Raw genomic sequence first — 26,952 nt, 5'->3', positions numbered from 1 at the left:
TCCCACAGGTTTTGTGCATTACCTGAAACCTTTGGGAGCGGCGGTTCGACGGTTCGGCTTGCCCGCGACGAGGCCAGTCCAGGCAACGTTGGGTCAGAGCTCTGGGTCAGAGCTCCGGCGTCCAGCTCACCCCGAACATCCACGCCCGGCCTTCCTCGCGATACCCGTATTGACTCCCGTCATAGCTGTACAGCACCCGGCTGTAACCCTTGTCCAGCAGGTTATCCACCTTCAGTTCAAGCCTGATCTCGCGATTCAACTCCCAGCTGCTGCGCAATCCCAGCAGCGCATAACCGCCTAAGGGCTGCTGGTTGGTCTCGTCGTCGTAACTGCTGCTCACGGCCTGCCAGCTGGCGCCGACGCCCAGCCGGTCAAACTGTCGATCCAGGTCCAGGCTCAGGGTGCGTCGAGCGCGGCGGGCCAGGGTATGGCCGGTGTCGCGATCCTGCGGATCAATGATCGCTACGCCCAGGTTGCCTTGCCAGCCGAACAGCTCCTGCTTCAACGCAGCCTCGAAGCCGTTGATGCGCGCCGATGCGACGTTCTGCGGGCGTGAATTGCTGCCGAAAATGATCGCGTCTTCCAGGTCGGTGCGATACAGCGACGCCTCCAGGCGACTGGTGTCGCTTAACTGGCTGCGCCACTGCAGTTCGTAGCTCTTCGAGGTTTCCGGCTTGAGATCCGGGTTGCTGAAATCCGGGTAATACAGGTCGTTGAAGGTCGGTGCGCGGAAACCTTCGCTGTAGCTCAGCAACAGGTCATTGTCCGGATTCAGCGGCAAGGTAAAAGTGCCACTCCAACTGTTCTGGCCGCCAAACTGCTGGTTCTGGTCCCGGCGCAAGCCCAGCTCCGTGGAAAAACTCTCCGCCTGGTAGCGGTGCTGAATGAACGCAGCACGGTTCCAGCGACTGTCTTGATCGAACGGCGTGCTGCTGTTGATCCGGTCTTCATACCAGTCGCCCCCAAGGATCAGGCTGTTGCGGTCGTTGAGCGTCAGGTCGTTCTGCCAGTTCACCGAATCGCGGTAGGTATTGAAGACGCTGCGCTCGTCGCTGAGCTTGTCGAGCGTCTTCTCGCGGTTCTCGCTGTGCCCCAGTTCGACCCGGGTTTTCCAGCGGTCGTTGACCCGGGCATCGACGTAGCTGCTGAAGCTGCTGACGGCAAAGTCGCTGTAGGGTTGCTGTTGAAATGATTCAAACGTGTCCAGGTCGAAGCGGCCAAACGGGTTGTCAAACGCGCTTTTGCCGCGGTTATCCAACAGGTTGGCGCCGACTTCGATGTCATCGGTCAGCGCATGGCTGAGGCTCATGCTCACCGACTTGTTACGGTACTCATCATGGTCGCCATCGCTGGGGTACGACTCGTGGGTGCGATCGATGCCGGCGGTCTCATCAAGACTGGCCCCCAGGTCGAAACGGGTTTTCTCGTCACCGCCAGACAAGCCAAGGCTGCGTTCCCAGGTCTGATTGCTGCCAAAGCCGGCGTGAATGCGCGCCTTCAGGCCCGGCTCGGCGCCGCGGCGGGTGAAAATCTGGATCACCCCGCCAATGGCATCGCTGCCGTAAATCACCGACCGGGAGCCACGCAACACCTCCACTCGCTCAACCTGCTCGATGTTGATGTGCTGCAGGTTGCTGTCGCCGGAAGTCGAGTTGCCGATGCGCTGGCCATCCACCAGCACCAGGCTCTGCGCCGACCGGGTGCCGCGAATGTAGATCCCCGGCAGGCTGCCGCGCCCGCCGGTTTGTCCGACCTGTACCCCCGGCACGCGCCGCAGCAGGTCGGTGACACTGGCCGGTTGCAGGCGGTCGATATCTTCGCGGGTGAACACAGTGTTGGCGGCGCTGCTGTCGTTGCGCGCTTCGACCTGGCGGTTGGCGCTGATCAGCACGTCGGGAAGCTTCAGGGCCTGGTCGCGTTCAAAGGTGTCGGCCAGCAGTTGACCGGCAGGCAGGAGGGTCAGCGCCAGGGCGAGCGGGGAGAGTTTCATGGAGGATCCGAGGTGATGCGGCACAACGCCCTGTAGGAGCTGCCGAAGGCTGCGATCTTTTGATTGTGTTTTGGCAGATCAGGAGCTGGCGAAGGGCAAGATCAAAAGATCGCAGCCTTCGGCAGCTCCTGCGCGGGGTGGTTACAAATTGAACAACTGCAGGCGCTCGCGAATCGAAGCTTCGATCCCGGCCTCATCCAGTCCACACTCAGCCAGCATCTGCGCCGGCTTCGCGTGCTCGACGTAAAGGTCCGGCAAGCCCAGGTGCAGCATGGACTTGAGGATATTTTCCCGAGCCAGAAATTCGCTGACCGCGCCGCCAGCGCCGCCCATGATCGCGTTTTCCTCGACGGTCACCAGCAAGTCGTGACGGCCGGCAATTTCACGGACCAGGGCTTCATCCAGTGGCTTGACGAAACGCATGTCGACCACGGTTGCATCCAGCGTCTCGGCGACCTTTAACGCTTCGGCCAGTTGCACGCCAAACACCAGCAGGGCGACCTTGCTGCCCTGGCGGCGAACGATGCCCTTGCCGATGTCGATCGGCTCCAGGGTTTTTTCTATCGCAGAATTCGGGCCAGTGCCGCGTGGGTAGCGCACTGCTGCCGGACCGTTGTACAGGTGGCCGGTGGTGAGCATCTTGCGCAGTTCGTTTTCGTCGCTTGGTGTCATCACCAGCATGCCGGGGATGCAGCGCAGGAACGACAGGTCGAAGCTGCCCGCGTGGGTCGGACCGTCTTCGCCCACCAGGCCGGCACGGTCGATAGCAAACAGTACGTCGAGGTTCTGCACCGCCACATCATGCACGAGCTGGTCGTAGCCACGTTGCAGGAAAGTCGAGTAGATCGCCACCACTGGCTTTGAACCTTCGCAAGCCATGCCTGCCGCCAAGGTCACGGCGTGCTGTTCGGCAATCGCCACGTCGAAATAGCGCTCCGGGAACCGTTCGCTGAACGCCACCAAGTCCGAGCCTTCCTTCATGGCCGGAGTGATGCCGACCAGTCGCGGGTCTTCGGCGGCCATATCGCACAGCCACTCGCCGAATACACCCGAATACTTGGGGCCGCCGGCTTTCTTCGGGGCCGCCGCCGGTGCGTCGACCGGCTCCAGCTTGGTGATCGCGTGATAGCCGATCGGGTCGACTTCTGCCGGAGCAAAGCCTTTGCCTTTCTTGGTGACCACGTGCAGGAACTGCGGGCCCTTGAGGTCGCGCATGTTGCGCAGGGTCGCGATCAGGGTCGGCAGGTCGTGGCCGTCGATCGGTCCGATGTAGTTCCAGCCCAATTCCTCGAACAACGTTCCGGGGACCAGCATGCCCTTGGCATATTCTTCAGTACGACGAGCGATTTCCCAGGCACCGGGCAGGCGCGACAAGACCTTCTTGCTGCCTTCACGCATGCTCGCGTAAGTGCGGCTCGACAGGATCTTCGCCAGGTAATTCGACAGGCCGCCGACGTTGCGCGAAATCGACATGTCGTTGTCGTTAAGAATCACCAGCATGTCGGCGTTCACTTCCGGCGCGTGGTTCAGCGCTTCGAAGGCCATGCCGGCGGTCAGTGCGCCGTCGCCGATCACCGCGATCGCCTTGCGATCACTGTTCTGCAGGCGGGCGGCAATGGCCATGCCCAGCGCGGCACTGATCGAGGTGCTGGAGTGGCCGACGCCAAAGGTGTCGTACTCGCTTTCGGAGCGACGCGGGAACGCAGCAACGCCGTCCTTCTGGCGCAAGGTGGCCATGCGCTCGCGGCGGCCGGTGAGGATCTTGTGCGGATAAGCCTGATGACCCACGTCCCACACCAGCCGGTCATCCGGGGTGTCGAATACGTAATGCAACGCGATGGTCAGCTCGATGACGCCCAGGCCGGCACCGAAATGCCCACCGGTCTGTCCGACCGTATAGAGCAATTCCAGGCGCAACTCATCGGCCAGGGTTTCCAGCTCGGCTTCGCCTAACCGGCGCAGGCCGTCCGGCGTGTTGGCACGGTCGAGCAGGGGCGTGGTCGGGCGCTTGCGGGGAATCTCATGAAACGTCGTGGGCATCAGGCGAATCGTTATAGGTATAAAAGATGCGGCAGTTTACCTGATGCATCGCCCCCTGCCCACGCGTTGGTTTTAACTTGGCGGATACGCCGTCAGCTGCGGCGCTCGACAATATAGCGGGCCAGGTCGCGTAACGGCTCCGCGGCCGCGTCAAACGGTCGCAGGGCGTGCAGGGCCTGATCGCGCAATTCCAGGGCGTAGGCCTTGGCTTCATCGAGACCGAGCAGGGCGGGATAGGTCGGCTTGTCGCGGGCGATGTCCGCACCTTGGCGTTTGCCCAGGGTTTCGGTGTCGCTTTCGACGTCGAGAATGTCGTCCTGCACCTGGAATGCCAGGCCGATGGCCTGTGCATAAGTCTGCAGGGACTTCAGTTCGTCCTTTTCGGCACGGCCGCTGGCCAGGGCGCCAAGCTTGACGCTGGCTTCGATCAACGCGCCGGTCTTGTGCCGGTGCATGTATTCGAGCGCCTTCTGATCGAGCTTCAGGCCCACCGAGCCGAGGTCGATAGCCTGGCCGCCCACCATGCCGGCCGGGCCTGCGGCCAACGCCAGGGCGCTGACCATCTGCAGGCGGATGTCAGCATCGGCGCTGCTCAGCTGCGGATCGAGCAGGGCGCTGAACGCCAGGCTCTGCAAGCCATCACCGGCCAGAATGGCGCACGCTTCATCGAATTTTTTGTGCGTAGTTGGCTGGCCGCGACGCAGATCGTCGTCGTCCATGGCCGGCAAATCGTCGTGCACCAGGGAGTAGGCGTGGATCAGCTCAACCGCACAGGCCGCACCATTGGCCTGCTCGACCTTGCCACCCAGTGCTTCGCAGGCGGCATAGGCCAGCAATGGGCGAACGCGTTTGCCGCCGTTCATCACGCTGTAACGCATGGCTTCGTACAAACGCCCGAGTTCGGGGCTTGGGGCGATAAACAAGGTCTCCAGTGCCGCGTTGACACGCGCCTGGCTGTTGGCCGAATAGGCGGCAATCATTCCGGTTGTTCCGCGTCGAAGGGTTCCTCGGCGAGTTCGCCATCGCGCTCAAGCAGCACCTGAACCTTTTGCTCGGCCTGAGCCAGCGCCGCCTGGCAATCGCGAGTCAGCCCGATGCCCTGCTCGAAAGCCGTCAGCGAATCTTCCAGCGACAACTCGCCGTTCTCCAGTCGCTCTACCAGCGTTTGCAGGTCAGCGAGGGATTGTTCGAAATCCAGTGCAGCTTTTTTGCGGGCCATGGCGGCTATTTCCGGTTGACGTTAAACCGGCGCGACACTAGCAGACATGGGGGTTATGGGCAAATGAACGGGGTTTTTTAGACCTGTTTCAAGAGCATTGACACCGTCCCTGTGGGAGCGGGCTTGCTGGCGAAGGGGGAGTATCCGTCACCATTAATGTTGGCTGGTAAATCGCTTTCGCGAGCATTTCCACCACAAATAAAGATGTATCTGATTGTTTAAAAAACGCCACATCGCTAACCTTCGCGCCTTGTGCGACCCGATATCACGGGTCATTCTGACGAAACGCAGTTTTTTGGATCTGTAACGCACCGAGGATCGGGTGCCAGGTTTCGTTATGCATGGCAGGAGGCGTCACATGCGTTGTTTTCTTTCACTGCTGATGCTGCTGGGCTGGGCCTGCGCCGCCTTGGCCGAGCCGACGGCGCAATTGTCAGAACCGGTCGGTGGCTGGCGCTACAACGGCTTGCTCGATCGCAGCGGATACTCTCAGGTTGCCTATCCGACGCCACCCATCGACCGGGGCGTGCAGCGCAATCGCACCATGATCCAGGGCCAGCTCAAGGCCATCGGCACCCAGCGCGGGCCGCATACCCTGGCGGTCAACGGCAATCCCCTGAATCTGTACACCGACGACCAGGGCCGCTTCGCCCGGCCCTATGCGTTCGGTGCCGGCTCCAACAGTGTCGAAGTGCGCAGCGCCGAAGGCAAATCCCTCAAGCGCGTTCAATTCTATGAAGCCAACAGCCTGCGCACCCCGGCGCAGATTCGCGTGGTGCTGGGCTGGGACGATCCGAAAGCCGAGCTCGACCTGCACATCGTCACACCCGATGGCCAGCATGCGTTCTGGTCGCATCCGGCGTTATCCAACGGGGGCGGCCTGGACCCGGACGGGGTGGACGGTCCCGGCCCGGAAATGTTCACCATGACTGCGCCGATGCGTGGCACCTATCTGGTTTACGTCAACTATTGGGGCAACTTCGGTAGCGGCGGCTATAACTTCGATGAGACCAGTAACCAGAACGAGGTTATCACCTCGCAAATCAACCTGGTGCTGAACGAGAACACCATCAACGAGAAACGCGAAACTTTCATCGTGCCCCTGCGCGCGATTGGTGACCTGCTGCTGGTCAAGACTTTCAACTATTAAGCATCCCGCTCCACGGATGAACTGCTGAGCCTCGGGAACATGAGCGTGAATATGAGCGATAACACCGTACCTGCGTCAGCCAATCCCCCGCGTCGCTGGCCGGCACTGTTGATCGGCCTGTGCGTAGTGGCTGGCGTGGCCGGCGCCATGGGTTGGTTCATGTACAAACCCAAGGCGCCGATGGCACTGCTGGCCAGCGACAAGCTGGGAATGAGCCGGCCGGACGGCCTGCTCGAAACCCATTCCCTGAGTCAGTTGCCCAAAGACCTGCTGGCCGTACCGTTTCTCAAGGAAACCCTGACTGAGGATTTCGTCTTTTATTACGAGACCCATGCCGATCGCCTGGGCTTGATCGGCAGCCTGCGACGGATCATTTACGAGCATGACCTGAAATTACAGGACAGCCTCATCGAGCAGCTGTTCGATCAGCCGGCAGATGTTGCACTGTGGCGCGGGGCAGATGGTCGCCTGAAGGATTTTCTGCTGGTGATGGATCGTGGAGGCCTGGCCAAAGTGCTGGAGCCGCTGGCCAAGGTGGCGCTGGATGATACCCAGTTGAGCAAGGTCGCTGAGGTGAAAGTCGGCGCCGACGATGTCGCGCTGTACCAGCTGACCTATAACGCTACCAAGGCGTTGCTGTTCGCTTCTCATGGCGACAAATTGGTGGTGCTGTCCAATCCGACCCGCCTGCAAGACCCCGAAAATGGCGCAGCGCCAGAGCCGGGGAGTGTTTCCAGCCAGGCCATCGCGGCCTTGCTCAATGGCGAAAAACTGTTTCCCGAGGCCTTTGGCCTGCCACCCCGAGCCCCGGGGGTGAAACAGCGGTTGTCGGTGAATTCCAGTGTTTTGGCCATGGGCTACCAGCGATTCATTCCCAACTTTGCCGGGCTTCGTTTCGACATGGACGACCAGGGCTGGCACGGCTTCCTCGCCATGGACGAACTGGACAATCAGCCAGACTTCGATTTCAAGCCGATCTGGCAGGCCATGCCCATGGGCGCCAGCGCTTGCGTAGCCTTGCCGCTGGCTGCCGAGCAACAGCAACCCTTACTGGTGAAGCTCGGCGCCGATGACAAGGTGGCCCAGGCGTTGACCGGACACATGGCAGGTGCTGCCGGCCTGTGCTGGTACGCCGATTCGCGGCTGTACACACCGTTGATGGTGGCGAGCCTGGACGATGATGACAGTGCCAGGCTCGACGGCGACCTGGGCACTTTGTTCGGCTCGATGGTCGGTGCCTATGAAGGCAAGGTCGATGAGCACGCTTTCCCTGTGGTGGAGAAACAGCAGGGTGACACCCGTCAGTGGCAGCGTCAGGTCAGCTCCAGTTTCGGCCCCTATGCAGCCAGCGAGGCCGAGCAACCGGCGGCGATCACCGGCAAGGCGTTCATGCGCGTGAGTCTGGCGCGCCATGGCTCGACGCTGCTGTTCTCCCTCGACGACAAACTCGTCGACAAAGCCCTCGACACCCTCGACAAGCGTTTTCCGCCGATGGCCGACCTGGTGCCGAAAGACCTGTTGATGCCGGTGTATTTCGGCCCCGATGCCATGGCGCAACTGATGCAGCGCGAAACCCTCGACAGCCTGCCACAGGACATGGAGCCGGTGTTTTACAACGCCGCCCAGACTTACCTGATGCCCAAACTGCGCACGCTGGGCGGCTATGGTAAATACGCCCTGACCTTGCCCGAAGGCAGTGAGCCCAACGGCCATTGGCAGTGGCTGCCGTTGCAGTGGAAAGCCCTGTGACCTTGCTTGTCCGCAGCCTTGGCCTGGTGGCGATGCTCTTGGGCACTCGCGTGTTCGCCAGCGACGCGGCCTCGCTCGATCCACAGCAATCCCAAGTTTTTCGCGCCTGGTTCGTACGCATCGCCCAGGAACAGTTGGTGCAGGGCCCAAGCCCGCGCTGGTATCAGCAGGACTGCGCCGGGCTGGTTCGATTTGCCGCCAACGAAGCCCTGAAGGTGCATGACGACAAATGGCTGCGCAGCAATGGTATGTCCAATCGCTACCTGCCGCCGCAATTGCAACTGAGTGAGGCGCAACGTGGCCTGGCCCGGCAGTGGCAGCAAGGTGGCGGCAAGGTCGGGCCCTACGTCAACGCGATCAAGCTGATCCAGTTCAACAGTCATCTGGTTGGCCGTGACGTGGCTCAGGCCCGGCCCGGCGACCTGATGTTTTTTGATCAGGGTGACGACCAGCACTTGATGATCTGGATGGGCCGCAACATTGCCTATCACACTGGCACCACCACCCCCACTGACAACGGCATGCGCTCCGCGAGCCTGCAGCAACTCATGACATGGAAGGACACCCGATGGATACCCGACGCAGCCAATCCCAACTTCATCGGCGTCTATCGACTGAATTTTCTCTCCCAATGATCGGTGCCCGCATGCTGCGTTTTCTGCCTTTGCTGTTGGTTCTGATGCTGCCTTTCTCGGCGGCTGATGCTGAAGACAGCGTCGAGCCAAGTGGCTACACGCCGGTGCCCGGCGAGAGTTTTTTCCTGCTGGCCGACAGCAGTTTTGCCAGCGACGAACCCGCAGTGGTTCGGCTCGAAGCCCCCGGGCGCGATTACCGCCGGTTTCGCATGGAGCCTTATGGCGGCGCGGATATCCGGGTGTATCGCATCGACAAGCCGCTGGACTTTCTCAAGCGCCAGAAGAACCTGCACCGGGTGGTCAGCGATGGCCAGTTCAAGGGCGAAGGCCTGTCGAACACCCTCGCGTACCTGTGGGACAACTGGTACCGCAAATCCCGTCGAGTGATGCAGCGAGCGTTTTCCTACGAGTCGCGTAAACAGGTCACCGAGCAAGTACCGGAGCTGAAGATGGGCGCCGCCATGGCTGCGCCCACGCCCTACGATGCCCAGCCGCAGTTCGCCCTGATTCCGGGCTTGCCGGTGGTCAGCCAGTTCCGCTATCCGCTGTGGGAAGCCAAGCCGATCCAGCCGCCGCCAGGCGTGAACCTGGCCGGTTCCTCCAGCGATTTTGTCAGCGTCGCTGCGGGCAACGTCTACATCCCGCTGGGTCATTTGAAGCCGGGTCTTTATCTGGTGGAGGCGCTGATCGGCAAGTACCGCGCAACCACCATGGTGTTCGTCTCCAACACCGTGGCGGTGAGCAAAATTGCCGGTGATGAATTGGTGGTCTGGGCGGCGCGCAAACACGAAGGCAGCTCGGTGCCGAAGGTTAATGTGCTGTGGACCGATGGCCTCGGCGTGATGAGCAGCGGCGCTACCGACACGGACGGTTTGCTGCGGCTGAAACACGTCAGCCCCGAGCGTTCGTTCGTGATCGGCGAGGACGAGGAGGGCGGTGTTTTCGTCTCCGAAAACTTCTATTACGACAGCGAAATCTACGACACCAAACTCTACGCGTTCACCGACCGGCCGCTGTACCGGCCAGGGGATTGGGTGTCGCTGAAAATCGTCGGCCGCGAGTTCAAGAACGCGCGGGAATCGGTGGCGCCGACTGCTGCCGACGTCAACGTGACCGTGCTCGATGCCACCGGCACGGCGCTGCAATCGCTGGCTCTGAAGCTCGACTCCAAAGCCGGTACCCAGGGCCGTTTCCAGCTGCCGGACAACGCGGTGGCGGGCGGTTATGAAATGCGTTTCAGCTACAAGGATCAGGCCTACAGCAGTGCCTTTCGCGTCGCCGAATACATCAAGCCGCACTTCGAAATTTCGCTGAACCTGGCCAAGCAGGATTACCGCACGGGCGAGCCGGTGAAGGGCAGCCTCGTGCTGTTGTACCCGGACGGCAAACCGGTGGCCAACGCCAAGTTGACCCTGAGCCTGCGCGCCCAGCAGCTGTCGATGGTCGACAACGAGCTGCAATACCTCGGGCAATTCCCGATCGAGCTGACCAGCACCGAACTGACCACCGATGTCAAGGGCAACGCGACCCTCGACCTGCCGGCCGCCGACAAACCGAGCCGCTACATGCTGACGGTGTTCGCCAGTGATGGCGCGGCGTATCGGGTCAGGACCACCAAGGAAATCCTCATCGATCGTGGTGCTGCAAGTTTCAGCTTGCGTGCACCGCAGCGCTTCAGCGCAGTCGGCGACAAGGTTGCCTTCGGCTACGCCAACGAAAGTGCTGGCGAGCAAAGCAAAGCCGTGACCCCGAGCAGCTACAGCTGGGTGCGTCTGGAAGACCAGAGCACCGGCGAGGGCAAACTCGGCGCGAAAGACCAAGGCTTCACTATCGCTTTCGACCGTCCGGGCACTTACAACCTGACGCTGAAGGATGAACATGGCCGCGTCGTCGGCGCCACCGGTCATTCGGTCACCGGCGAGGGGGTCAAAGCCGTGCCGGGCACTGTGGAAATTGTCCTCGATAAACCCGAGTACGCGACCGGCGATGAAGCCCTCGCCTTGATCACCTTCCCGGAACCGGTCAGCGATGCACTGCTGTCCCTGGAGCGTGACAAGGTCGAGGCCACCGCGTTGCTGTCCAGGGGCGGTGACTGGCTGAAGATGGAAAAACTCAGCGAGACCCAGTACCGCGCGCGCATCCCGGTGAAGGATAACTTTGCACCGAACCTGACATTCTCCGTGCTCTACACCAAGGGCGGTCAGTACAGCTTCCAGAACGCCGGCATCAAAGTGGTGACGCCGCAAATCGACGTGGCAATTGCCACCGATAAAGAGGCGTACCAGCCGGGCGATACCGTGTCGGTTGACCTGACCACCCAGTTCGCCGGCAAGCCAATTGCGGCGCACCTGACGGTCAGCGTCGTCGATGAAATGATCTACGCGCTGCAACCGGAAGTTGCGCCGACCATCGACCAGTTCTTCTACCACCCGCGCCGCAACAACGTGCGTACCAGCGCCAGCCTGTCGTTCATCAGCTACGACGTGGCATTGCCCGGCAGCCCAGGCGCGCCGGGCAAAGCCAACCGCAGCGAGCGCGGGGTGAAAGTGCTGGAGCGCCCGCGTCGTGAAGACGTCGACACTGCCGCCTGGCAGCCGGAATTGGTGACCGATGCCAGCGGCAAAACCCGTTTCACCTTCAAGATGCCGGACTCGCTGACTCGCTGGCGTATCACTGCCCGGGCCATCGCTGATGACGGGCAGGTCGGGCAAAAGAAACAATTCGTGCGCTCGGAAAAACCGCTGTACCTGAAGTGGAGCGGCCCTACCCGATTCCGTACCGGCGACAAACCGGATCTCGGTGTGTTCGCCTTCAGCCAGGCCGAAAAACCGGTCAAGGCTGAGCTGGTGATTCATTACGGCGGCGCCGACCAGCGCGTGCCGGTGACCCTGAACAACGGCATCAACTACATCGCGTTGCCGGCGTTTGCTTTGGCGAGTGGGGACTGGACGGCTGAACTTGTGCAGGACGGTAAGACCGCTGATGCCTTGGCCGTGCGCCTGACTGCGACCGGTGAAGGCTGGCAGGTGACTCAAAGCCAGGTGGTGGATGCGCCCAGCGGTGATACAGCGCTGAACTTGCCGGCGGACGCGACGGATATTCGCCTGCGCCTGGATGACAGTCCGCAAGCGTTGTTCCGCTCGGCGCTCGATGATTTGTTGAGTGACCCGTACGGCGGCGTCGAGCAAACCGCCAGCCAGTTGTTGCCATTGAGCATCGCCTATCCATCGCTGTCGTCGAACCCTCAGGTCCGCGATCGCTTGCGCCTGATCATGCAAAACAGCCGTCTGCGCCTGGTGCAAATGGCCGGTCCTTCGGCGAGTTTCACCTGGTGGGGCCAGGACGGGGAGCCGGACGCCTTCCTCACCGCTTACGCCTATTACGCCGACTGGTACGCCAGTAAAGCGCTGGAACTGACCCTGCCGCCGGAGCATTGGCAGCGGGTGCTCGAGGTTTACGCCAAGCAAGCGAAAAACACGCCGCTGTTGCAGCGTGCGCTGATTCTGGCTTTCGCCAAGCAGATGCAATTGCCGGTGAACACCTTGCTCAGCGGCTTGCTGGATGACCTGACACAAGCAGGCGAGGGGCCGGCAGCGAACATGCTCGACGACGCGCAAGACAGCCTGGTCATGGGCGATCCGGATTCGGCGTTGGGCCTGTCGGTGGCCCGCGTGCTGGCGGCGTCCCTGGCCAACCCGTTGAGGGTCAGCCTGCCGGAGGCGTTCAATCGTCAGCTGGCGGACGCCCGGCAGCGCCTGGAGGTCAGTTCACACCCCTTTGTCGAAGCATTAAATCTGTCGCTGCAACCCTTCGAACAGGCCCGGGCGCAAGCCTTGCTGCCACGCCTGCTGCCGCAACAATCCACCCTGGAACGCGCCTTGGCGCTGACCTGGCTGGCGCGCAGCATTGAACAGGCCTCGCCCACCATCGCGCTGGCACCGGGAGACGGCTGGAAGAAACAGCATGGCGCTACCGGTGAGCTGTACTGGACGTGGCAGGGCGCTACGCCAGTGCCGACAGTGCTGGCGTTGTCCGGGGCACAGGAGCGGCCGTTAAAAGCCGCGCTGAGTTTCCAGACACGGCAGCCGCCAGCCGAGCCGTTGGCCGTGACCGTTACCCGCCGTTTGTCACGACTGGTGCCCGGTGACGAAGCCTTCACCTTCAAGCTCGAGCCGGTGAACGGCAAGCCGTTGTCCAGCGACAGCCTGTACCTGGACGAAGTGGTCATCACCAGCAAAGCGCCGAAACCGCTGCGCTACGGCATGATCGAAGTGCCGCTGCCACCGGGCGCCGATGTCGAGCGCACCACCTGGGGCATCAAGTTGATGGGCAAGGCCGGCACCGAACCGACTTCGCTGGAGAAGGCGCGTTTCGAACCGGGGCAAATGGCTTACGCCATTCCAGTGGATGCCTTGAGCGGCGAATTGCGCGTGCGTCACCTGGTGCGCTTCTCGCACAAAGGCCAGTTCAACCTGCCGCCAGTGCGGTTCACCCAGATCTACGCGCCACAGCACCAGGCCCAGGAACAGAAACCGGCGCTTGGCCAGGTCATGGTCCACTGACATGACCCGGCGTCTGGTCTGGCTACTGCTGTGTTTGCTCCCTGCGCTGGCGACAGCGCAGGACGACCCGCTGCGGCTGGGCTTCAAGGGTGAATTGCTGTCGTTGAACCGGACGCAATTGATCTCCCGCGAGTCGTTGCCTTCAGATCTGCAGACGCCGTTAGGCAGTATGTGGAAGCTGTTTGTCTACGCATGGCTGGTGGATACCGGCGCCCATGAACCACCTTATGAATGTCGCGGGCAGTCGAAGGAAGAAGTGTATTGCTGTACGACTGGCGGCAAGATCGGGCGTGATCAGGCGCTGGTGAATTCCTGCGGGTTGTACTTTGAGCCTGCGCGGTTGGGCATTGCGGGCGCTCAATGGCGCACGTATTGGCAGGCACGGCAGGCACCGCAGTGGTTGCTGAACTTGCCGTCGTTGCAGCCTTCGACCCGGGTACAGGTCGTTGACTTGCTGCGGATGCTGGCCGTAATGCCCGCGCAGGATCAGGCGCGGCGGGTGTTGCTCGATGTGGTGTTGAACGCGGCGGACGGCAATGTCGTCGGTGAACTCGGCGGCCGGCTGCGGGTGAAAACCTGGAGCTGGCTGGGGGATCAGGACCCTGCGTCGCGTCAGGGCGGGTTTGCCGGTTGGACGGTGGATGGCACGCCGATCTGGGCCGGTGGGCGCGGCACCAGTCAGATGGTTCTGCGCAAACATGGCCAGGCCCTGGCGGCAGTGTTGCCGGTGGATTGGCCGTTGGATGCGGGACGTTGCGTTGAGGTTGGTCTGTTTTCACGCTATCCGGTTGGACGGGTTCTGGCGGGGGATCGGGTGGTTGCCGATGGGCCATTGCAGGGCGACTATCGCGTGGAGTTCGCTAATGGCAATCAGCTGGCTATCCACAGCGACGGTGAGCTGTTTCTGCTCAAGGACAAACTCGTTGCGCGCCTGGACCGCGAAGAATACGTCGCCCGTGTCCTGCAGCGAGAAGCCAAATCCGAACCGGTTGAAGCGGCCAAAGCCCTGGCCATCGCGATCCGTACCTACCTGCTGCAAAACGCCACCCGCAGCGGCGACTGCCTGAGCATCGACGACAGCAGCACCCGCCAACGCGTCGCCCCACGGCCGGCCATCGCCCAATCGCGCAACATTGCCGCGTGGACCAGCGACCTGGTCCTGGCCGGCAGCACCGTCACCTATCACTCCGACCAGCCCGGCCCGGACAAACTCTCCTGGCAACAAGCCGTCGAACAAGCCAACGCCGGTCAGCGCTACGACGCCATCCTGCTGCATGCCTATCCACGCGCCAGCCTCAGCCGCTGGGACAACCCTGTGGCGTCCTGCGAAGCACTGCCCGCCGCCCAGGACTGGCTGCAAAAACAGCGCCGCAGCTGGCGTGGGCGGTTGGACAGCGAGGTCGGCTACAACGAAATCAGCACCTTTGCCGTCTGCCGCCTGGCGTTCGGCCGCCCCTATGTCGACCGCGAACGCCAGCGGCTCTATGTGCGCGGCGTGCTGTCGCTGCAGGATCGTCTCGACCTGACCCATGAATACTTGCACCTGGCCTTTGAAGCACATCCCAACGGCCAGGACGAAACCTACATCGAAGGGCTTGCCCGTCACCTGCTGCTGGAATAGGCCATGAAACTCCGTTATTCACCGATCATCCTGTTCCTTTGCCTGTTGCCGACAATGGTGGCGGCCCAGAGCGCCGTGAAACTCGACACCCCCGTCGGCGGCTGGCGCACCGGTGCGCCCGAGGGGGAGGGCGAGCGTTTCCGCCAGACCGTCAACTACCCGGCTTCGTCGGTCAACACGCCAGCCGGCCAGGCCAACACCGCCCGCATCAGCGGCCAGATCAAGGCCACCCCCAAATCCACCGAACCAGGCCGCCTGATCGTCAACGGCGTCAGCATGCCCCTGAAGATCGACGACGCCGGCCGCTTCGATCGTCCGTTCTCATTCCCCAACGGCAGCAACAGCGTCGAAGTCCGCAGCCCCGACGGCCAGCAGCGCCACCGCAGCCAATTCCTCAACACCAGCGGCGGCGCCACCCCGGCCAAGCTGCGGGTACTGCTGGCATGGGACAGCGACAACACCGACCTGGACCTGCACCTCATCACCCCGGACGGCGCCCACATCTGGTACGGCGACCGCGCCGTCCCGAACGGCGCGGCGCTCGACGTCGACGTCACCACCGGCTACGGTCCGGAAATCTTCGCCATGCCGGCACCGATCAAGGGGCAATACCTGGTGTACGTGAATTATTTCGGCGGCGGGTACCGCAGCGATGACGAAGGCCAGGAAGATGCCGTGCAGCCGCTGACCACGGCGCAGGTGACGGTGATTACGGAGGAAGGGACGCCGAACGAGAAGATGGAGACGTTTGTGGTGCCGATGCGGGCAGTGGGGGAGTTGACGTTGGTTAGGGGGTTTAGTTATCCGTGAGGGGATTTCGGCAGTGTTGCTGGAATTACTTCCCTGACGACGCGACCGGGTGAAAATCTCAAGAAGTAAGCAAAATCTTATAGATATAAAGAATGTTTGCACTAATGCTCGTAAGGTTTTGCCGGTGCGCAACTCTGTATGGAAATTAAAATACCATCCAGATGGTCGCCACATTTTTCTCCCATTGTTCTAATAACGTTCCCTACTTGCTTGGAGATTCTTTGATGCTATCGCGCGTCATAACCCTATCATTGCTCGCCGGCCTGGCGTCTCAGGCCATCGCCAGCTGTGACATGCCCGACTCACTGGTCAATCAGACCATGATCAATGTGGCCGATCCACTTTACTCGCCGAGTAATCCCAATGCCGGTAATCAAATTCGGTTAACGTTGAACGATGGTCATTATCAACTTGAAGTCCTCGGAACGCCGATCATCTCCACTGGCGAATATGAATACCGTAAGCATGCGCGCGACCTGGGTCAGTTGGTCATGCGAGAAACGTATCAAGGCGAGCCGGTAAACTACACATGGACCCTGGTGTGTGAATCCAACCAGCGCGGCACTTTTGTCTTCAGTCAGCAGAACGGCCCCATCAAACCGGATGTTCGCCAAAACACCGGGCGCTATACGCTGGATGCGACGAGTCGCTGACACCTTGCCGACAGGCTGAAGGTTGGCTTTTTGTACGCGTTCTCCTGTAGAAGCCAGCTGGCTGGCGATGGTCGTTAACGATAACGCGTGTGGGCTGGCTAAATGCGGCGCGCTTGAGTCCATCGCCAGCCAGCTGGCTTCCACAGGTTTTGGGTGAGTTGAGTTTCCCGCGATGGCATGAACATGTTCAGCGTGGGCACGGCCACCTGTGGGAGCTGGCTTGCCAGCGAAGGCGGCCTGACAGCCACCCCACTGTCTTCTGATGCACCTATCCGCTTCTGCGATAACAACCGCTTATATCTTTATCAGAGCAGTAGGCCGGCTGGGCGTCATTGACGTTGAAATCCCGTACAAGCCACAGGAAGCAAGAATAATTCTATAGATGCAAGTCACGTTTTACGATAACCCGCGTGATGTTCTCCGGGAGTGATTTATACATAAAAAGTAAATATGTAATAACTTGCCGTACTCGTGTCTTCTGTTTTAGTTGTGTATCGTGTTTGACTGTAGGCACTCCTGATTTTCTTACTGATACATTTTCTTCTTGAGAGCAACATGAAGATCATCCTCGAACCCATGTCCGTCGCTTCATTCGAGCGCTTCAAAGTTTACAGCATTGCCGATTTCGCCGCGCAGATGCAGCGCACCGGCGAGTGGGCGATTGACCGGGCGCCGGCGTTGGCCGAGGCGGCCTTTGCCCGGTTGCTGCCCGAGGGTTTGCTGACCGCGGATAACTACCTGTTCGATATCAGGGACAGGGCCCTGGGTGAGTGCGTAGGCGCCATCTGGGCTGGGGTGATCGAAGAGGAGCAGCGTGAAGGTTTCATATTCGACCTGGTGGTCCATGAGTCCTACCGGCGCAAAGGCTATGCAAGATTGGCGATGCAGGAAGTCGAAGCATTTTTTGTGACCTTGAGCGTGCGCTCGATTGCGCTGGAGGTTTACTTTGATAATGAGGGTGCGCGGCGCCTTTACGATGAGTCGGGCTATCAGGTGACCAGCCAAAGCATGCGTAAAATATTATGACTTTTTAGGTCTTGATAAAATATTGTCAATGATGATGCAGGTGTCCGTGCGAGGTTTTATCCCAGTCCACAACTGTAGCCGTTTGGCACCGCCGTTGGTCGCTTTCAAAGAGCGATGCTTCCGGCGCGATTTCAAGCATGTTTTGGGTTTTAGCGTGGGGGGTAATGGCAAGTCGTCGGCTTCGGCATTATTTTGGTATAAATACTCTAAATCGAATAGTTGCTCTAATTTCCGCTGCGCAGGCGAATGATGGGAGTAAATTGAATAAGAAGAGTACTGGATTTTGAGGTATGTAGTACTTATCTGTAGGAGATAGTTGTAAGTAGAATATTGGGATTTTTTCTTATTTTTTTTTCGGAATTTTCCTAAAGTCGCTGTGGTGTGCTCTGCTTATATTCGTGGAGTCAAGCAGCCAATTGAGAATGTTCGTTATATCTGCGGTCTGTAATTTTATATGTGTGATGGGTTACCAGACTTGAACATATTGAAGTTTGTCGTGGATCTGGCGCATTCGTTTTATTTGGCTGGATCGTTTTGACTTGACTAACGATTCTCTCAATCACAGGTAGTGAAAAATGTTTAAAAAACTTGCGTTCTCCCTTTCCTCGGTTGCTGTGCTGATGAGTTCTTCCCTGGCCATGGCCGCGACGGAAGAAGCGATCACTATTCAACTCAAGGCCAATGTGCCAGGTCCGACTTTCCATGTCCGTCCGCCTGCGAGCGAAGACTGGACCACCGTGCAGGAAATTCGCTGGGATGCCCAGCGCAAGCAACTGATTAACTGGAGCAAAAACCTCGAGGTCTTGAGTACCACGGCCGGTATCCAGGCCAAGCTGGTCTCCGAACCGGAGCTGATCAGCGGCTCCAACCATATCAAGCTGGAAGTGTTTGTCCACGGCAATAGAGTAAAAACCACAAGCGAAGAGGTGGTTAACGCTGCAGATGCTCAGGCGGGCCGTCAGGTAACGTTTGAAATCAAGCCGGAGCAGACCACTGGAGCGGCTCGTCATCCCGAAGGCAACTATACCGGCACCGTCGCGCTGATCTTCGAGCCCGCCGCCGCCCCTTGAGACGCCGTTAACTGAGCAGTTGATCAACGGCTACCTTACGCGGCTGGCGAGTCACTTGGATCCGCCAGCCCGTTTTTAACTTTATTTTCCGCCAAGAGAATTCCCTGCATGTTCCCGATGACGCCCATCGCGGCGGCGCTTGCATTTTTTTTCTGTGCCGGAGTGCTCGCGGCCCCCACTGCCATCGGCACCACGCCGCGCAGTTTAATGGCCCAGGCCAAGGGTCTGCCCAGTGAGTTCGAGGAGCATTTTTTCGATGTGCCGCTGGCGGTTCGCGTGGAACTGGATCAGCAATTGCTCGGTGAGGCGATGATCGTGCTGTCGCGCGATGACCGCATCACCCTGCTGGAGTTTACCGACGTCGCCGACAGTCAGATCCCGGCCAATGAGCGCGACACCTGGGCCGCTTACCTGCAACAGGGCGTGCCGCTGGGGGCCTGTGTCGGCAGTTGCCCGGAGCAGATGCTGGCCGTGCACTACAGCCTGCAAAACTCGCTGGTGTCGATCGCCACCGAGCGCGCCGAACGCGACACCCAAACCCCGCGTTTTTACGACCAGCCGCGCGCCGGCAGTACCGGCCTGATCGTGCGCAACCAGTTGAACCTCAACGGGGGCCAGCAGCAGGACCTGGGTGGGCGGTACGGTCTGGAAGCCAGCAGCAGCCTCGGCAACTGGACCCAGAGCTTCAACATGCAACTGTCGCGCATGGGCGGCGGTAATGACCAGGTCTATCATGCAGTGCAGGAGCTTTATAGCCAGCGCGAACTGCAGGGCAACTTCCTGCGCCTGGGCTACTTTACTCCGGCCTCCGAAGGCTTGAGCCGCCAGCCGCGGACCTTGGGCAACAGCCCGGACACCGCCCTGGGCGTCATGTACGGCAGCTCTGACAGCCTGGCCATCGACACCCCGACCCCCAGCGTCTACCCGATCTATGTCACCGCCAATCGCCTGGGCTCGGTGGAGATCTACCGCGACGGCCTGTTGATCAACACCCAGCCGGTGCCCGCCGGTTTGCAGACCCTTGATACCCGGCCGCTGCCCGGCGGTATCTATGAAGTCGAAGTGCGCCTGATCGAAGACGGGCAGATCACCTCGACCAGCCAGGAGCTGGTGTACAAACCCAACAACTGGCGCAACCCCGACGAGCGCTGGCGCTACAACCTGTTCGCGGGGCGCGAGACCAAGCTGCTGAGCAACTGGGACGACGACAAGAACGACGCCATGACGGCGGGTGTCGCATTGAACTACCTGCTGCACCCACGGGTGGTGGTCGGCCTGTCCGGGCGCCAAGTGCGCGACACCTTGCAATACGGCACCTCGGTCGACTGGAGCCTGGCCGACAGCGTCAGCGTCTACGCCAACCTGTATCAAACCCAGGACTATGGCACCGGCGTCGACCTGCAAGGCCTCTACAGCTATGGTTCTGGCAGTCTTATCGCCAGCCATACCCGCAGCTGGCTGGACACTCGCAACACCTACGAGACCCTGCCCGACGGCACCCGTATTCGCCAGCGCAACGTGTACAACGGCGAGGCCAGTAACTCGTTGCTGTCGATCAACCACCGTGTCAGCCAGAAAAGCTCGCTCAGTGCGCGGGTCTCCCACAGCGACGGCTACACCGAGGGCGTGGGCCTGGATGTGGGCTGGAATCAGCGCACCTACCTGTTTGGCAGCGATGGCAACTGGCGCCTGTCGCTGTTCGACCGCCCGGGCAGTTCCAGCACTGGCAACGAGCGTAATCGCGGCATCGACCTGAGCCTCAACCTGTCCCTGGGCGGCCCCGGCCAGCAGATCAGCGGCAGCATTGGCTCGCGCACTTCCCGTGACGGCGCTCGCGACAACAATGCCTCGGTCACGTATCGCAAGACCCTGCAGGATCACCTGCTGCAAAGCGTTTCCGCCACCGCCAGCAACGACACCTACGGCGTCGGCGTCTCTGGCACCGCCAGCTTCCTCACCGAAGCGGTCAGCGGCGATGCCTTTGCCCAGCGCTCGTCCTATAACGGCAACCTCACCGGTGGCCTGAACCTGGACAGCACCTTTGCCTTCAGCGGCGAGCAGATGGTCATGACCAGCCAGTCCCGGGGCGATGGCGCCGGCATGATCATCGACGTCGAATCCGACCTCGATAACATTGCCCTGCGCGCCGACGATTTGAGCGGCGGCAGCACCCGGCTGCACCCCGGGCGCAACTTCGTGCCGATCACTGCCTATCGCAACAGCACGGTGAGCTTCGATTTTGAAGGCAACCACGTGCCGGCCGCCAGCATCCAGCCGGTACGCACCCGCTATCACCTGAACAAGGGTGGCGTCGAGTACCGCAAGATCAGCGTTAGCAAGACCCTGACCGTGCTCGGTCGCCTGCTCGACCCGCAAGGCCGGCCACTCAAGGGCCACCACGTGATCAACCACGCCAGCCGCGGCGTCAGCGAAGTCGACGGCTTCTTCTCGATGGAAATGAGCGCCAGCGCGCCGACTTTGGAAGTACGCCACAACGACCAGTTGCTGTGCCAGTTCCGCCTCGACCCGGCGGCCCAACCGACCGAGCAGGATGTGTTGATGATCGGTGATCTGCGCTGTTCGCCGGATACCCTGGCGGATGCGACATTTAAAGCAGAGAAGGCCGGTTAATGGAGTTCTTCAATGCTCATGGGGTTGGTAACTGCCCAGGCAATACCCAGACAACATTCACGGTTGGCAAGGGCCCGAAAGTCTGGTCTGGCGACTCTCTATGTATCAAGCAACAAACGAGGTTTTAACCCATGAAATACCTGATGACGTTCTTCGGTCTTTGCTGTTTGCCATTCCTCGCCCAAGCAGGCCCGCAAATCAATGTCGGGGTGGTCTACGACTACCTCGACGGCGAAAAAAGCACCTACTTGAAGCGGGTGTTCAATGGAGGCGATGCCACGGCCTTCGTCAAGGTCAATGTTCTGGAGATCGTTTACGACGCAGAGGGCGTGCCGCAGGAAATCCCGGTCAAGTCCCAGGCCGACGTGGTGGCCCGCGATGGCCTGATGGCCAGCCCGGCGCGGTTGATCGTGCCGGCCAATGGCATGCAGGGCACGCGCTTGCTGTTCATGGGCGAGCGTGAGCATGAGCGTTATTTCCGTGTGCGCTTCATCCCGGTGGTGCCGGAGCAGGAGGATCAGTTCGCGGTCTCCAGCGAAGAGCGTGAAGATTACAAAAAAGAGCTGTCGGCCGGGGTCAATATCCTGGCCGGGTACGGCACGATCTTTTTCGTGCGCCCGAAAGTGACCCGTTTCGATACCAAAATTGAAAACACCAAGGGCCAGTACCTGTTGCGCAATAACGGCAACAGCGTGGTGATCGTCGATCAGTTCAAGGACTGTTCGAGCAAGAGCGAGCAGGAATGCAACCCGGTAACCAAACACCACATTCTCGCCGGGCGCGAGTTCAAGTTCGACAAACAGGCCGGTCGTGAATACCGCTTCAAGCTGGTGGAAGGCGAAAAGAAAAAGACCATTGAGGTCAAGGGTTGATCCCGGCGCCCCGCACTGGCGGGGGCGCCCTGAAGTCACAGGTATTTGCCATGTTCAAGACACTGACCACCACTGTGCTGCTGTTGACCAGTACCTGGGCGCTGGCCGCTCGGGAGGAACACGTGTTCGAGGTCTCGGTGCGCATCCCGACCTTGCAGTTCTACGTGACACCCACCGACCCCGGCTGGATGCACAAGGAGCAGGAACTGCAGTGGGATGTGCGTAAGTCGACCCTGAGCAGTTTGCGCAAAGAGTTTGACGTGCTCAATGACGGCGGCGCGGTGAGCGCGAAGTTGGTGGCCCCGGCGTATTTATCCAATGGCAATGCGCCGGACAATATCCAGTTGAAAGTGAAGTTCAACGGGGTGGAGCTTGATGCGCAAGCGTATAAGCAAGTTGTCTCGGCGCAGGATGCCAAGGTGGGGAGTCGGGTGCCGCTGGAAGTTATTCCGCAGATGACGGCTGGGGGATATAAGCCGGGGACCTATTATGGGAATGTTAATATTGTCTTCAATGCTGTTGCACCGGATGCTTGATAGATTTATGACTTTATTAGAAATTTTGGTTTTACGCGTTCGTCACTGGTTGTGGCGAGTGGTATTGGTCGGTAGTGTTGTATCTCCTGCATCTGCCGTTGATATAGATATCATGGCGGAATTTGTGCCGGATCGTTCTCGTCCGCAGGATAATAAATTTAAAGATATTACTCCTCCTTATGGTATGTGTGCCTGGAAGCCGAACAATTGTCCAGGTATAAATAGCGTGCATATGCGGTCCTACGCAATGGCAACGCGGCCTATTATTGCCAATCATTCTTCAGAGCGCCAGGGTGCAATGTTTCGTTTGCCCTCTCAATGGCGGACGATCAGCGTATATCACGAGGCAGATGGAATGCCGGAAATTTTAAAATTTAGGATGGCCGGCATCTCAGGCACTTACTCCACGGGTCCAGATTTAAGACGATATTTTAACGACTATAGTTCGACTGCTGAGCAGTTACATGAACGTTTGTGGGGTGGCGGTAATGGTTGGCGAAATCCACCATCCCCATGTGGGTTTTTAGCGGAGCCTGCACGTATAGACTTCCTCACGCATCAATTTAACTGGGGAATGCCGATACAAAGTGACGGTGTATGCGCGAAGCGGGCTTCATACGATATAATCAGCTTGCAGTACTACAATTTGACTATGGTGTATGAGCTTGAAGCACCGAAGCCGCTAGATATGCGGGCGGGAAGGTATAGAGGGAATTTGAATTTCTTGATGGGCCCGGGTCAAGATATAGATTTTGGTGATGTTGTTTTACCTGATACTCCAAATTTAAACATCAATTTCACTCTCGATGTCGAACATGTGTTTAAGGTCGATATTCCACCGGGCGGTGATCGGGTGGAATTAGTGCCCGAAGGTGGCTGGCAATCCTGGTTGCAAAACCCGGCTCGTGCTCCGAAAAAACTGTTTCGGGACCAGACGTTCCTTATCTCGTCGTCCGTTCCTTTTAGTATGCAATTGATTTGCAGCGACGGGTATGCAGAATGGTGCGGAATTCGTAATGAAAATAACCACCATATACCCCTTGCGGTCCATGTCAGTCTGCCGAGCGGGATTGTTGATGGTGAGGGACGTCCGGCCGTTCGTCAGACACTAAGTAATAAGCGAGGCGTAAAGTTTCAGCCGGGAATTTATGTGGACAATAAGCCCGCCACCTTGCACTTCGAAGCCGGTCGCTTCGTTGACGAGATGCTCCGTGATCATGCTGGCAGCACTTACTCGGGTACCGTCACGGTTGTTTGGGATTCAGATGTTTAATGCTGGCCGATTGAGGGAACTGTAGGAGCGAGCTTGCTCGCGAGGGTCGTTACGATAACGCGGGGAGTCTGGTTGCCCGTGGTGTTCTCGGGTTTTTCGCGAGCGTGCTCGCTCCTACAGTTTGGGGGGCGTACTTGTTATTTGGGGGTTCTGTTAATGGGCGGTGATGACTTATGTGTTTCGGTAAGAAAATTCTTGGTTCGCTGAGTTTGTCTGTTTTTCTATTGGCGCCGCTGGCGAGCGTGCAGGCCTCGGATCAACAGATCAGTCAGTACCTTTCCTCGCAAAAGGCCGAGCAACTGTCGCTGCTGGAGCTTCTGGTGAACACCAACAGCGGCACCCTGAACATCGAAGGCGTGCTCAAGGTCGGCAAGCTGCTGGAGCCCGAGTTCCAGGCGGCCGGTTTCAGCACCCGCTGGATCGAGCTGCCAGCGGCGATGCAGCGCGCCGGCATGCTGGTGGCGGAGCGCAAGGGGACCTCCGGTAAAAAACTGTTGCTGATCGGCCATCTGGATACGGTGTTCCCCAAGGACAGCCCCTTCCAGACGTTCGAGCGCCAGGGCCGGTTCGCCACCGGCCCGGGCATCATCGACAACAAGGGCGGCGTGGTGGTGATGCTGTATGCGCTCAAGGCCCTGCACGCCATGGGCGCGCTGGACGGTGCGAGCATCACCGTAGTGTTGACCGGCGATGAGGAAAACAGCGGCAAGCCGATTTCGGTCTCGCGCCAGCCCCTGATCGAGATGGCCAAGGCCAGCGACGTGGTGCTGGACTTTGAACCGACGGTCAGCGGCCATGCCTCGGTAGGGCGGCGGGGCACGGCGCACTGGTTGATTGAAGCTGCCGGTCGAGAGGGGCATTCGTCGATCATCTTCAGTGACGAAGTGGGGGCGGGTGCAGGTTTCGAACTGGCGCGTATTCTCGATCAACTGCGTACCAGCCTGGCAGGCGAGCCAGGGCTGACCGTTAACCCCGGCACGCTGGTGGCCGGGGTCAAGGCCGAGTACGACAAGGCCAGTGGCGCGGGCAGGGCTTTTGGCCGGACCAACCTGGTGGCACAAACCGCCATCGCCAGTGGCGATGTGCGCTACTTGACCATCGAGCAAAAACAACAGGCCGAGGCGCGCATGGCCGCTATCGTCAAGGACAGCCTGCCCGGCACTACCTCGACCCTGCATCTGGAGCAGGTGCTGCCACCGATGCCGAGCACCGCCAGCAGCCTTCAGCTGTTCGAGCGTTACAGCCTGATCAGCCAGCGCCTGGGCCATGGCCCTGTTACGTTGCTGCCCGCCGAGTTGCGTGGCGGTGGGGATATTTCCTATGTTGCGCCCTATGTCTCCACCGCGCTGGTGGGCATTGGTGCCAGCGGCGACGGCGAGCATTCGGCGCGCGAACGCCTGGACGTCGAGTCGTTGTTCAGCCGCTCGCAACTGGCCGCGTTGCTGATGCTGGAGCTGGTCAAGCCAGCGCCCTGACTAACGGCCAGACAACTGCAACTGTGCCCTGGCCCGGGCATCCGGGCTGACTTCCAGCGACAGCGACAGGACCTTGACCTGTTGCTGTTCGAGCTCCGCCAGCCAACCGATAAACGACGCTAAAGGGCCTTCCAGGCTCAGGTCGATGTGTCCCGAAGGCGAGTTGTCCATGCGTTCCAGATTGAGCTGCGCCTGGCGGCTGGTGCGGGTAATCAGCCCCGGCAGCGCTTCGCCGCTGATGGCCTTGGTGCTGACGCGCGGTTGCGCGGGCAGGCTGTGCAGTTGCTGTTGCAAACGGCTTTGTTGATTAAACGCCTGTTCGGCGCGGGCCAGAGCCTGTTGCGGCGGTTGCCAGAGCAGCAGGTAAGCGGCCATCACGCCTATGAACACCGCCAGGCCGCGCACGGCCTGTTGCTCGCGGGTGGCCAGGGCTTGCCAGCGCTGGCGCAAAACGGCAACGGCTGACGGTGCTGCGGTCGGGGTTACGGGGGCGTCGCTCATAGGGCTTGTTCCTTGATCTTGAGGCGCGTGCTGACGCCCTGGCTGTCGCGTACAGACGCCTCGGCGCTGACGCTTAGCCACTGGCTGACCAGGCGTTCACGCAGTTGTTGCAGGTCGGCGAAGTCCGGGGCGCTGACTTGCAGGCCCCAGCCTTCGCCCTGCTGATAGCTGAGGCGATGGACCACAGCCATTCCACCGCCGCTGGCGCCCCATTGTTCGGCCAGTTGCGAGAGCTGGTGGGTCATCCCGACCTGGCTTTGGCCTTGCTGGCGTAGCTTGGCTTGCACTTGGCGTGGCAGGTCGATGACCGGGCCGTCGTCCGGGAAGCGTTGTTGCCACAGGGCCAGGTTGGCCTGCTTGAGTGCTGTCGTGCGTTGCTCGATCAGCAATCGATGGCCGACGGTCTGCACCAGGTGTGCGGCGCAACCGATCACCAGCACCAGGGCCAGGGTTCGCCACGGCCAGCGGCGTTTGCCGGGGCGTGCGAACGCGCCCTGGCACAGGTCAATGGCACTCGCCGAGCCCTGGCTCAAGCGGGTCCAGGGGTTGTCTTCAGTGTGCCACTGGGCCGGATCGATGCCGCTCGGCGCCTGCGCGCCGAACCAGTACAGGGTGCCGGGCAGTAGCGCGGCGAGGGCGGGTAGTTCGGCGTCGCTCAGGGCCAGTCGCAGCGGTGCCGCGCCGCCGATCAGCCAGCGTTGGTCCCAGGCGAGGGCGCAAGGCTGGTCGGCGGGCAGGCAGTCGGCGTCGATGTGCACGCGGACCGGGTGCAGGCCCTGTTCGGCCAACGTTGCCAGGCACTGGCGCAAGCGCTCACGGTCGATGGCAAACAGTGCGCAGTGCTGCTTGTTGCGCAAGGCGCCGTGGGCCAGGTGCAGGTCGTCGAGGTCGTCGATCACCTGCTCTTCCAGGGCCGATTGCAGCGCCTGGCGCAGCCAGCGACCGCTGCGTGCGGGCACGCTGACCTGATGATAACTGGCCATTTCCATCGGTAGCAGCAGGGTCAGCGGTTGGCCGCGCAGCTGTGCCGCGGCCTGTGCCAGGCTGCCTTGCTGCGCAGGGGTATCGGCCTGCCACCAGGTCAAGGACCACTCGGCGTCGGCACTTGCTGGGGGGGAAAGGTACAGCCAGTGACTCAT

20 protein-coding genes are annotated in these 26,952 nt (G+C 60.4%); 14 read left to right on the top strand and 6 right to left on the bottom strand.

Annotation, left to right across the window (positions count from 1 at the left end):
- Positions 1-106: 106 nt before the first annotated feature.
- The 4 genes from HYI44_RS14295 to HYI44_RS14280 form a co-directional block, all read right to left on the bottom strand.
- On the bottom strand, positions 107-1,990 hold the full coding sequence (locus tag HYI44_RS14295; protein WP_122838874.1) for a TonB-dependent receptor domain-containing protein: 1,884 nt from the start codon (positions 1,988-1,990) through the stop codon (positions 107-109).
- Between the two features lie 141 nt (positions 1,991-2,131).
- On the bottom strand, positions 2,132-4,030 hold the full coding sequence (gene dxs, locus HYI44_RS14290) for a 1-deoxy-D-xylulose-5-phosphate synthase (protein WP_225569681.1): 1,899 nt from the start codon (positions 4,028-4,030) through the stop codon (positions 2,132-2,134).
- Between the two features lie 92 nt (positions 4,031-4,122).
- Entirely contained in the window at positions 4,123-5,010 is an 888-nt protein-coding gene (gene ispA, locus HYI44_RS14285; protein ID WP_225569680.1) for a (2E,6E)-farnesyl diphosphate synthase, read from the bottom strand.
- Entirely contained in the window at positions 5,007-5,249 is a 243-nt protein-coding gene (locus HYI44_RS14280; protein WP_003228627.1) for an exodeoxyribonuclease VII small subunit, read from the bottom strand. Before HYI44_RS14280 ends, ispA begins: the two co-directional genes overlap by 4 nt.
- Positions 5,250-5,607: 358 nt before the next feature.
- On the opposite strand from HYI44_RS14280, the gene HYI44_RS14275 reads away from it, so the two are divergent.
- The 14 genes from HYI44_RS14275 to HYI44_RS14210 all read left to right on the top strand — a co-directional run bounded on the left by HYI44_RS14275 (position 5,608) and on the right by HYI44_RS14210 (position 25,312).
- Complete coding sequence (locus HYI44_RS14275; RefSeq protein ID WP_225569679.1) at positions 5,608-6,399, top strand: YfaP family protein; 792 nt, start codon at positions 5,608-5,610, stop codon at positions 6,397-6,399.
- A 51-nt stretch (positions 6,400-6,450) separates the two neighbouring features.
- A complete protein-coding gene (locus tag HYI44_RS14270) occupies positions 6,451-8,148 on the top strand; it encodes a DUF2138 domain-containing protein (RefSeq protein ID WP_225569678.1) in 1,698 nt (565 codons plus the stop codon).
- Between the two features lie 32 nt (positions 8,149-8,180).
- Entirely contained in the window at positions 8,181-8,783 is a 603-nt protein-coding gene (locus tag HYI44_RS14265; protein WP_163019400.1) for a DUF1175 domain-containing protein, read from the top strand.
- Positions 8,780-13,345 carry an alpha-2-macroglobulin family protein gene (locus HYI44_RS14260; RefSeq protein ID WP_225569677.1) on the top strand — a complete coding sequence of 1,522 codons (4,566 nt, stop codon included), beginning with the start codon at positions 8,780-8,782 and terminating at the stop codon, positions 13,343-13,345. The genes HYI44_RS14265 and HYI44_RS14260 overlap by 4 nt, the downstream gene beginning before the upstream one ends.
- A gap of 1 nt (position 13,346) precedes the next feature.
- Complete coding sequence (locus tag HYI44_RS14255; protein ID WP_225569676.1) at positions 13,347-14,966, top strand: DUF2300 domain-containing protein; 1,620 nt, start codon at positions 13,347-13,349, stop codon at positions 14,964-14,966.
- 3 nt (positions 14,967-14,969) lie between these two features.
- The gene (locus HYI44_RS14250; RefSeq protein ID WP_225569675.1) at positions 14,970-15,776 is read left to right on the top strand and encodes a YfaP family protein; all 807 of its coding nucleotides are present in this window, start codon (positions 14,970-14,972) and stop codon (positions 15,774-15,776) included.
- 224 nt (positions 15,777-16,000) lie between these two features.
- Positions 16,001-16,429, top strand: coding sequence for a hypothetical protein (locus HYI44_RS14245; RefSeq protein WP_225569674.1), 429 nt, complete (start codon positions 16,001-16,003; stop codon positions 16,427-16,429).
- 555 nt (positions 16,430-16,984) lie between these two features.
- On the top strand, positions 16,985-17,455 hold the full coding sequence (locus HYI44_RS14240) for a GNAT family N-acetyltransferase (RefSeq protein WP_225569673.1): 471 nt from the start codon (positions 16,985-16,987) through the stop codon (positions 17,453-17,455).
- Positions 17,456-18,030: 575 nt separating this feature from the next.
- Positions 18,031-18,525 carry a CS1 type fimbrial major subunit gene (locus tag HYI44_RS14235; protein WP_225569672.1) on the top strand — a complete coding sequence of 165 codons (495 nt, stop codon included), beginning with the start codon at positions 18,031-18,033 and terminating at the stop codon, positions 18,523-18,525.
- A 108-nt stretch (positions 18,526-18,633) separates the two neighbouring features.
- Complete coding sequence (locus tag HYI44_RS14230; protein ID WP_225569671.1) at positions 18,634-21,156, top strand: TcfC E-set like domain-containing protein; 2,523 nt, start codon at positions 18,634-18,636, stop codon at positions 21,154-21,156.
- A 131-nt stretch (positions 21,157-21,287) separates the two neighbouring features.
- Positions 21,288-22,028, top strand: coding sequence for a molecular chaperone (locus HYI44_RS14225; RefSeq protein ID WP_225569670.1), 741 nt, complete (start codon positions 21,288-21,290; stop codon positions 22,026-22,028).
- Positions 22,029-22,078: 50 nt separating this feature from the next.
- Positions 22,079-22,564 carry a CS1 type fimbrial major subunit gene (locus HYI44_RS14220; protein ID WP_225569669.1) on the top strand — a complete coding sequence of 162 codons (486 nt, stop codon included), beginning with the start codon at positions 22,079-22,081 and terminating at the stop codon, positions 22,562-22,564.
- A gap of 7 nt (positions 22,565-22,571) precedes the next feature.
- Entirely contained in the window at positions 22,572-23,837 is a 1,266-nt protein-coding gene (locus HYI44_RS14215) for a hypothetical protein (RefSeq protein WP_225569668.1), read from the top strand.
- Positions 23,838-24,010: 173 nt separating this feature from the next.
- Positions 24,011-25,312 carry a M20/M25/M40 family metallo-hydrolase gene (locus HYI44_RS14210; RefSeq protein ID WP_225569667.1) on the top strand — a complete coding sequence of 434 codons (1,302 nt, stop codon included), beginning with the start codon at positions 24,011-24,013 and terminating at the stop codon, positions 25,310-25,312.
- Here HYI44_RS14210 and gspM read toward each other — a convergent pair whose 3' ends face one another.
- Positions 25,313-25,813, bottom strand: coding sequence for a type II secretion system protein GspM (gene gspM, locus HYI44_RS14205; protein WP_225569666.1), 501 nt, complete (start codon positions 25,811-25,813; stop codon positions 25,313-25,315). It abuts the gene before it with no gap.
- Positions 25,810-26,952, bottom strand: a complete 1,143-nt coding sequence (gspL, locus tag HYI44_RS14200) for a type II secretion system protein GspL (RefSeq protein WP_225569665.1) — start codon at positions 26,950-26,952, stop codon at positions 25,810-25,812. The genes gspM and gspL overlap by 4 nt, the downstream gene beginning before the upstream one ends.

It is taken from the genome of Pseudomonas sp. Y24-6, assembly GCF_020295325.1.
GTDB classification, from domain to species: Bacteria; Pseudomonadota; Gammaproteobacteria; order Pseudomonadales; family Pseudomonadaceae; genus Aquipseudomonas; species Aquipseudomonas gregormendelii.
This window is presented reverse-complemented; position numbering and strand designations above follow the sequence as displayed.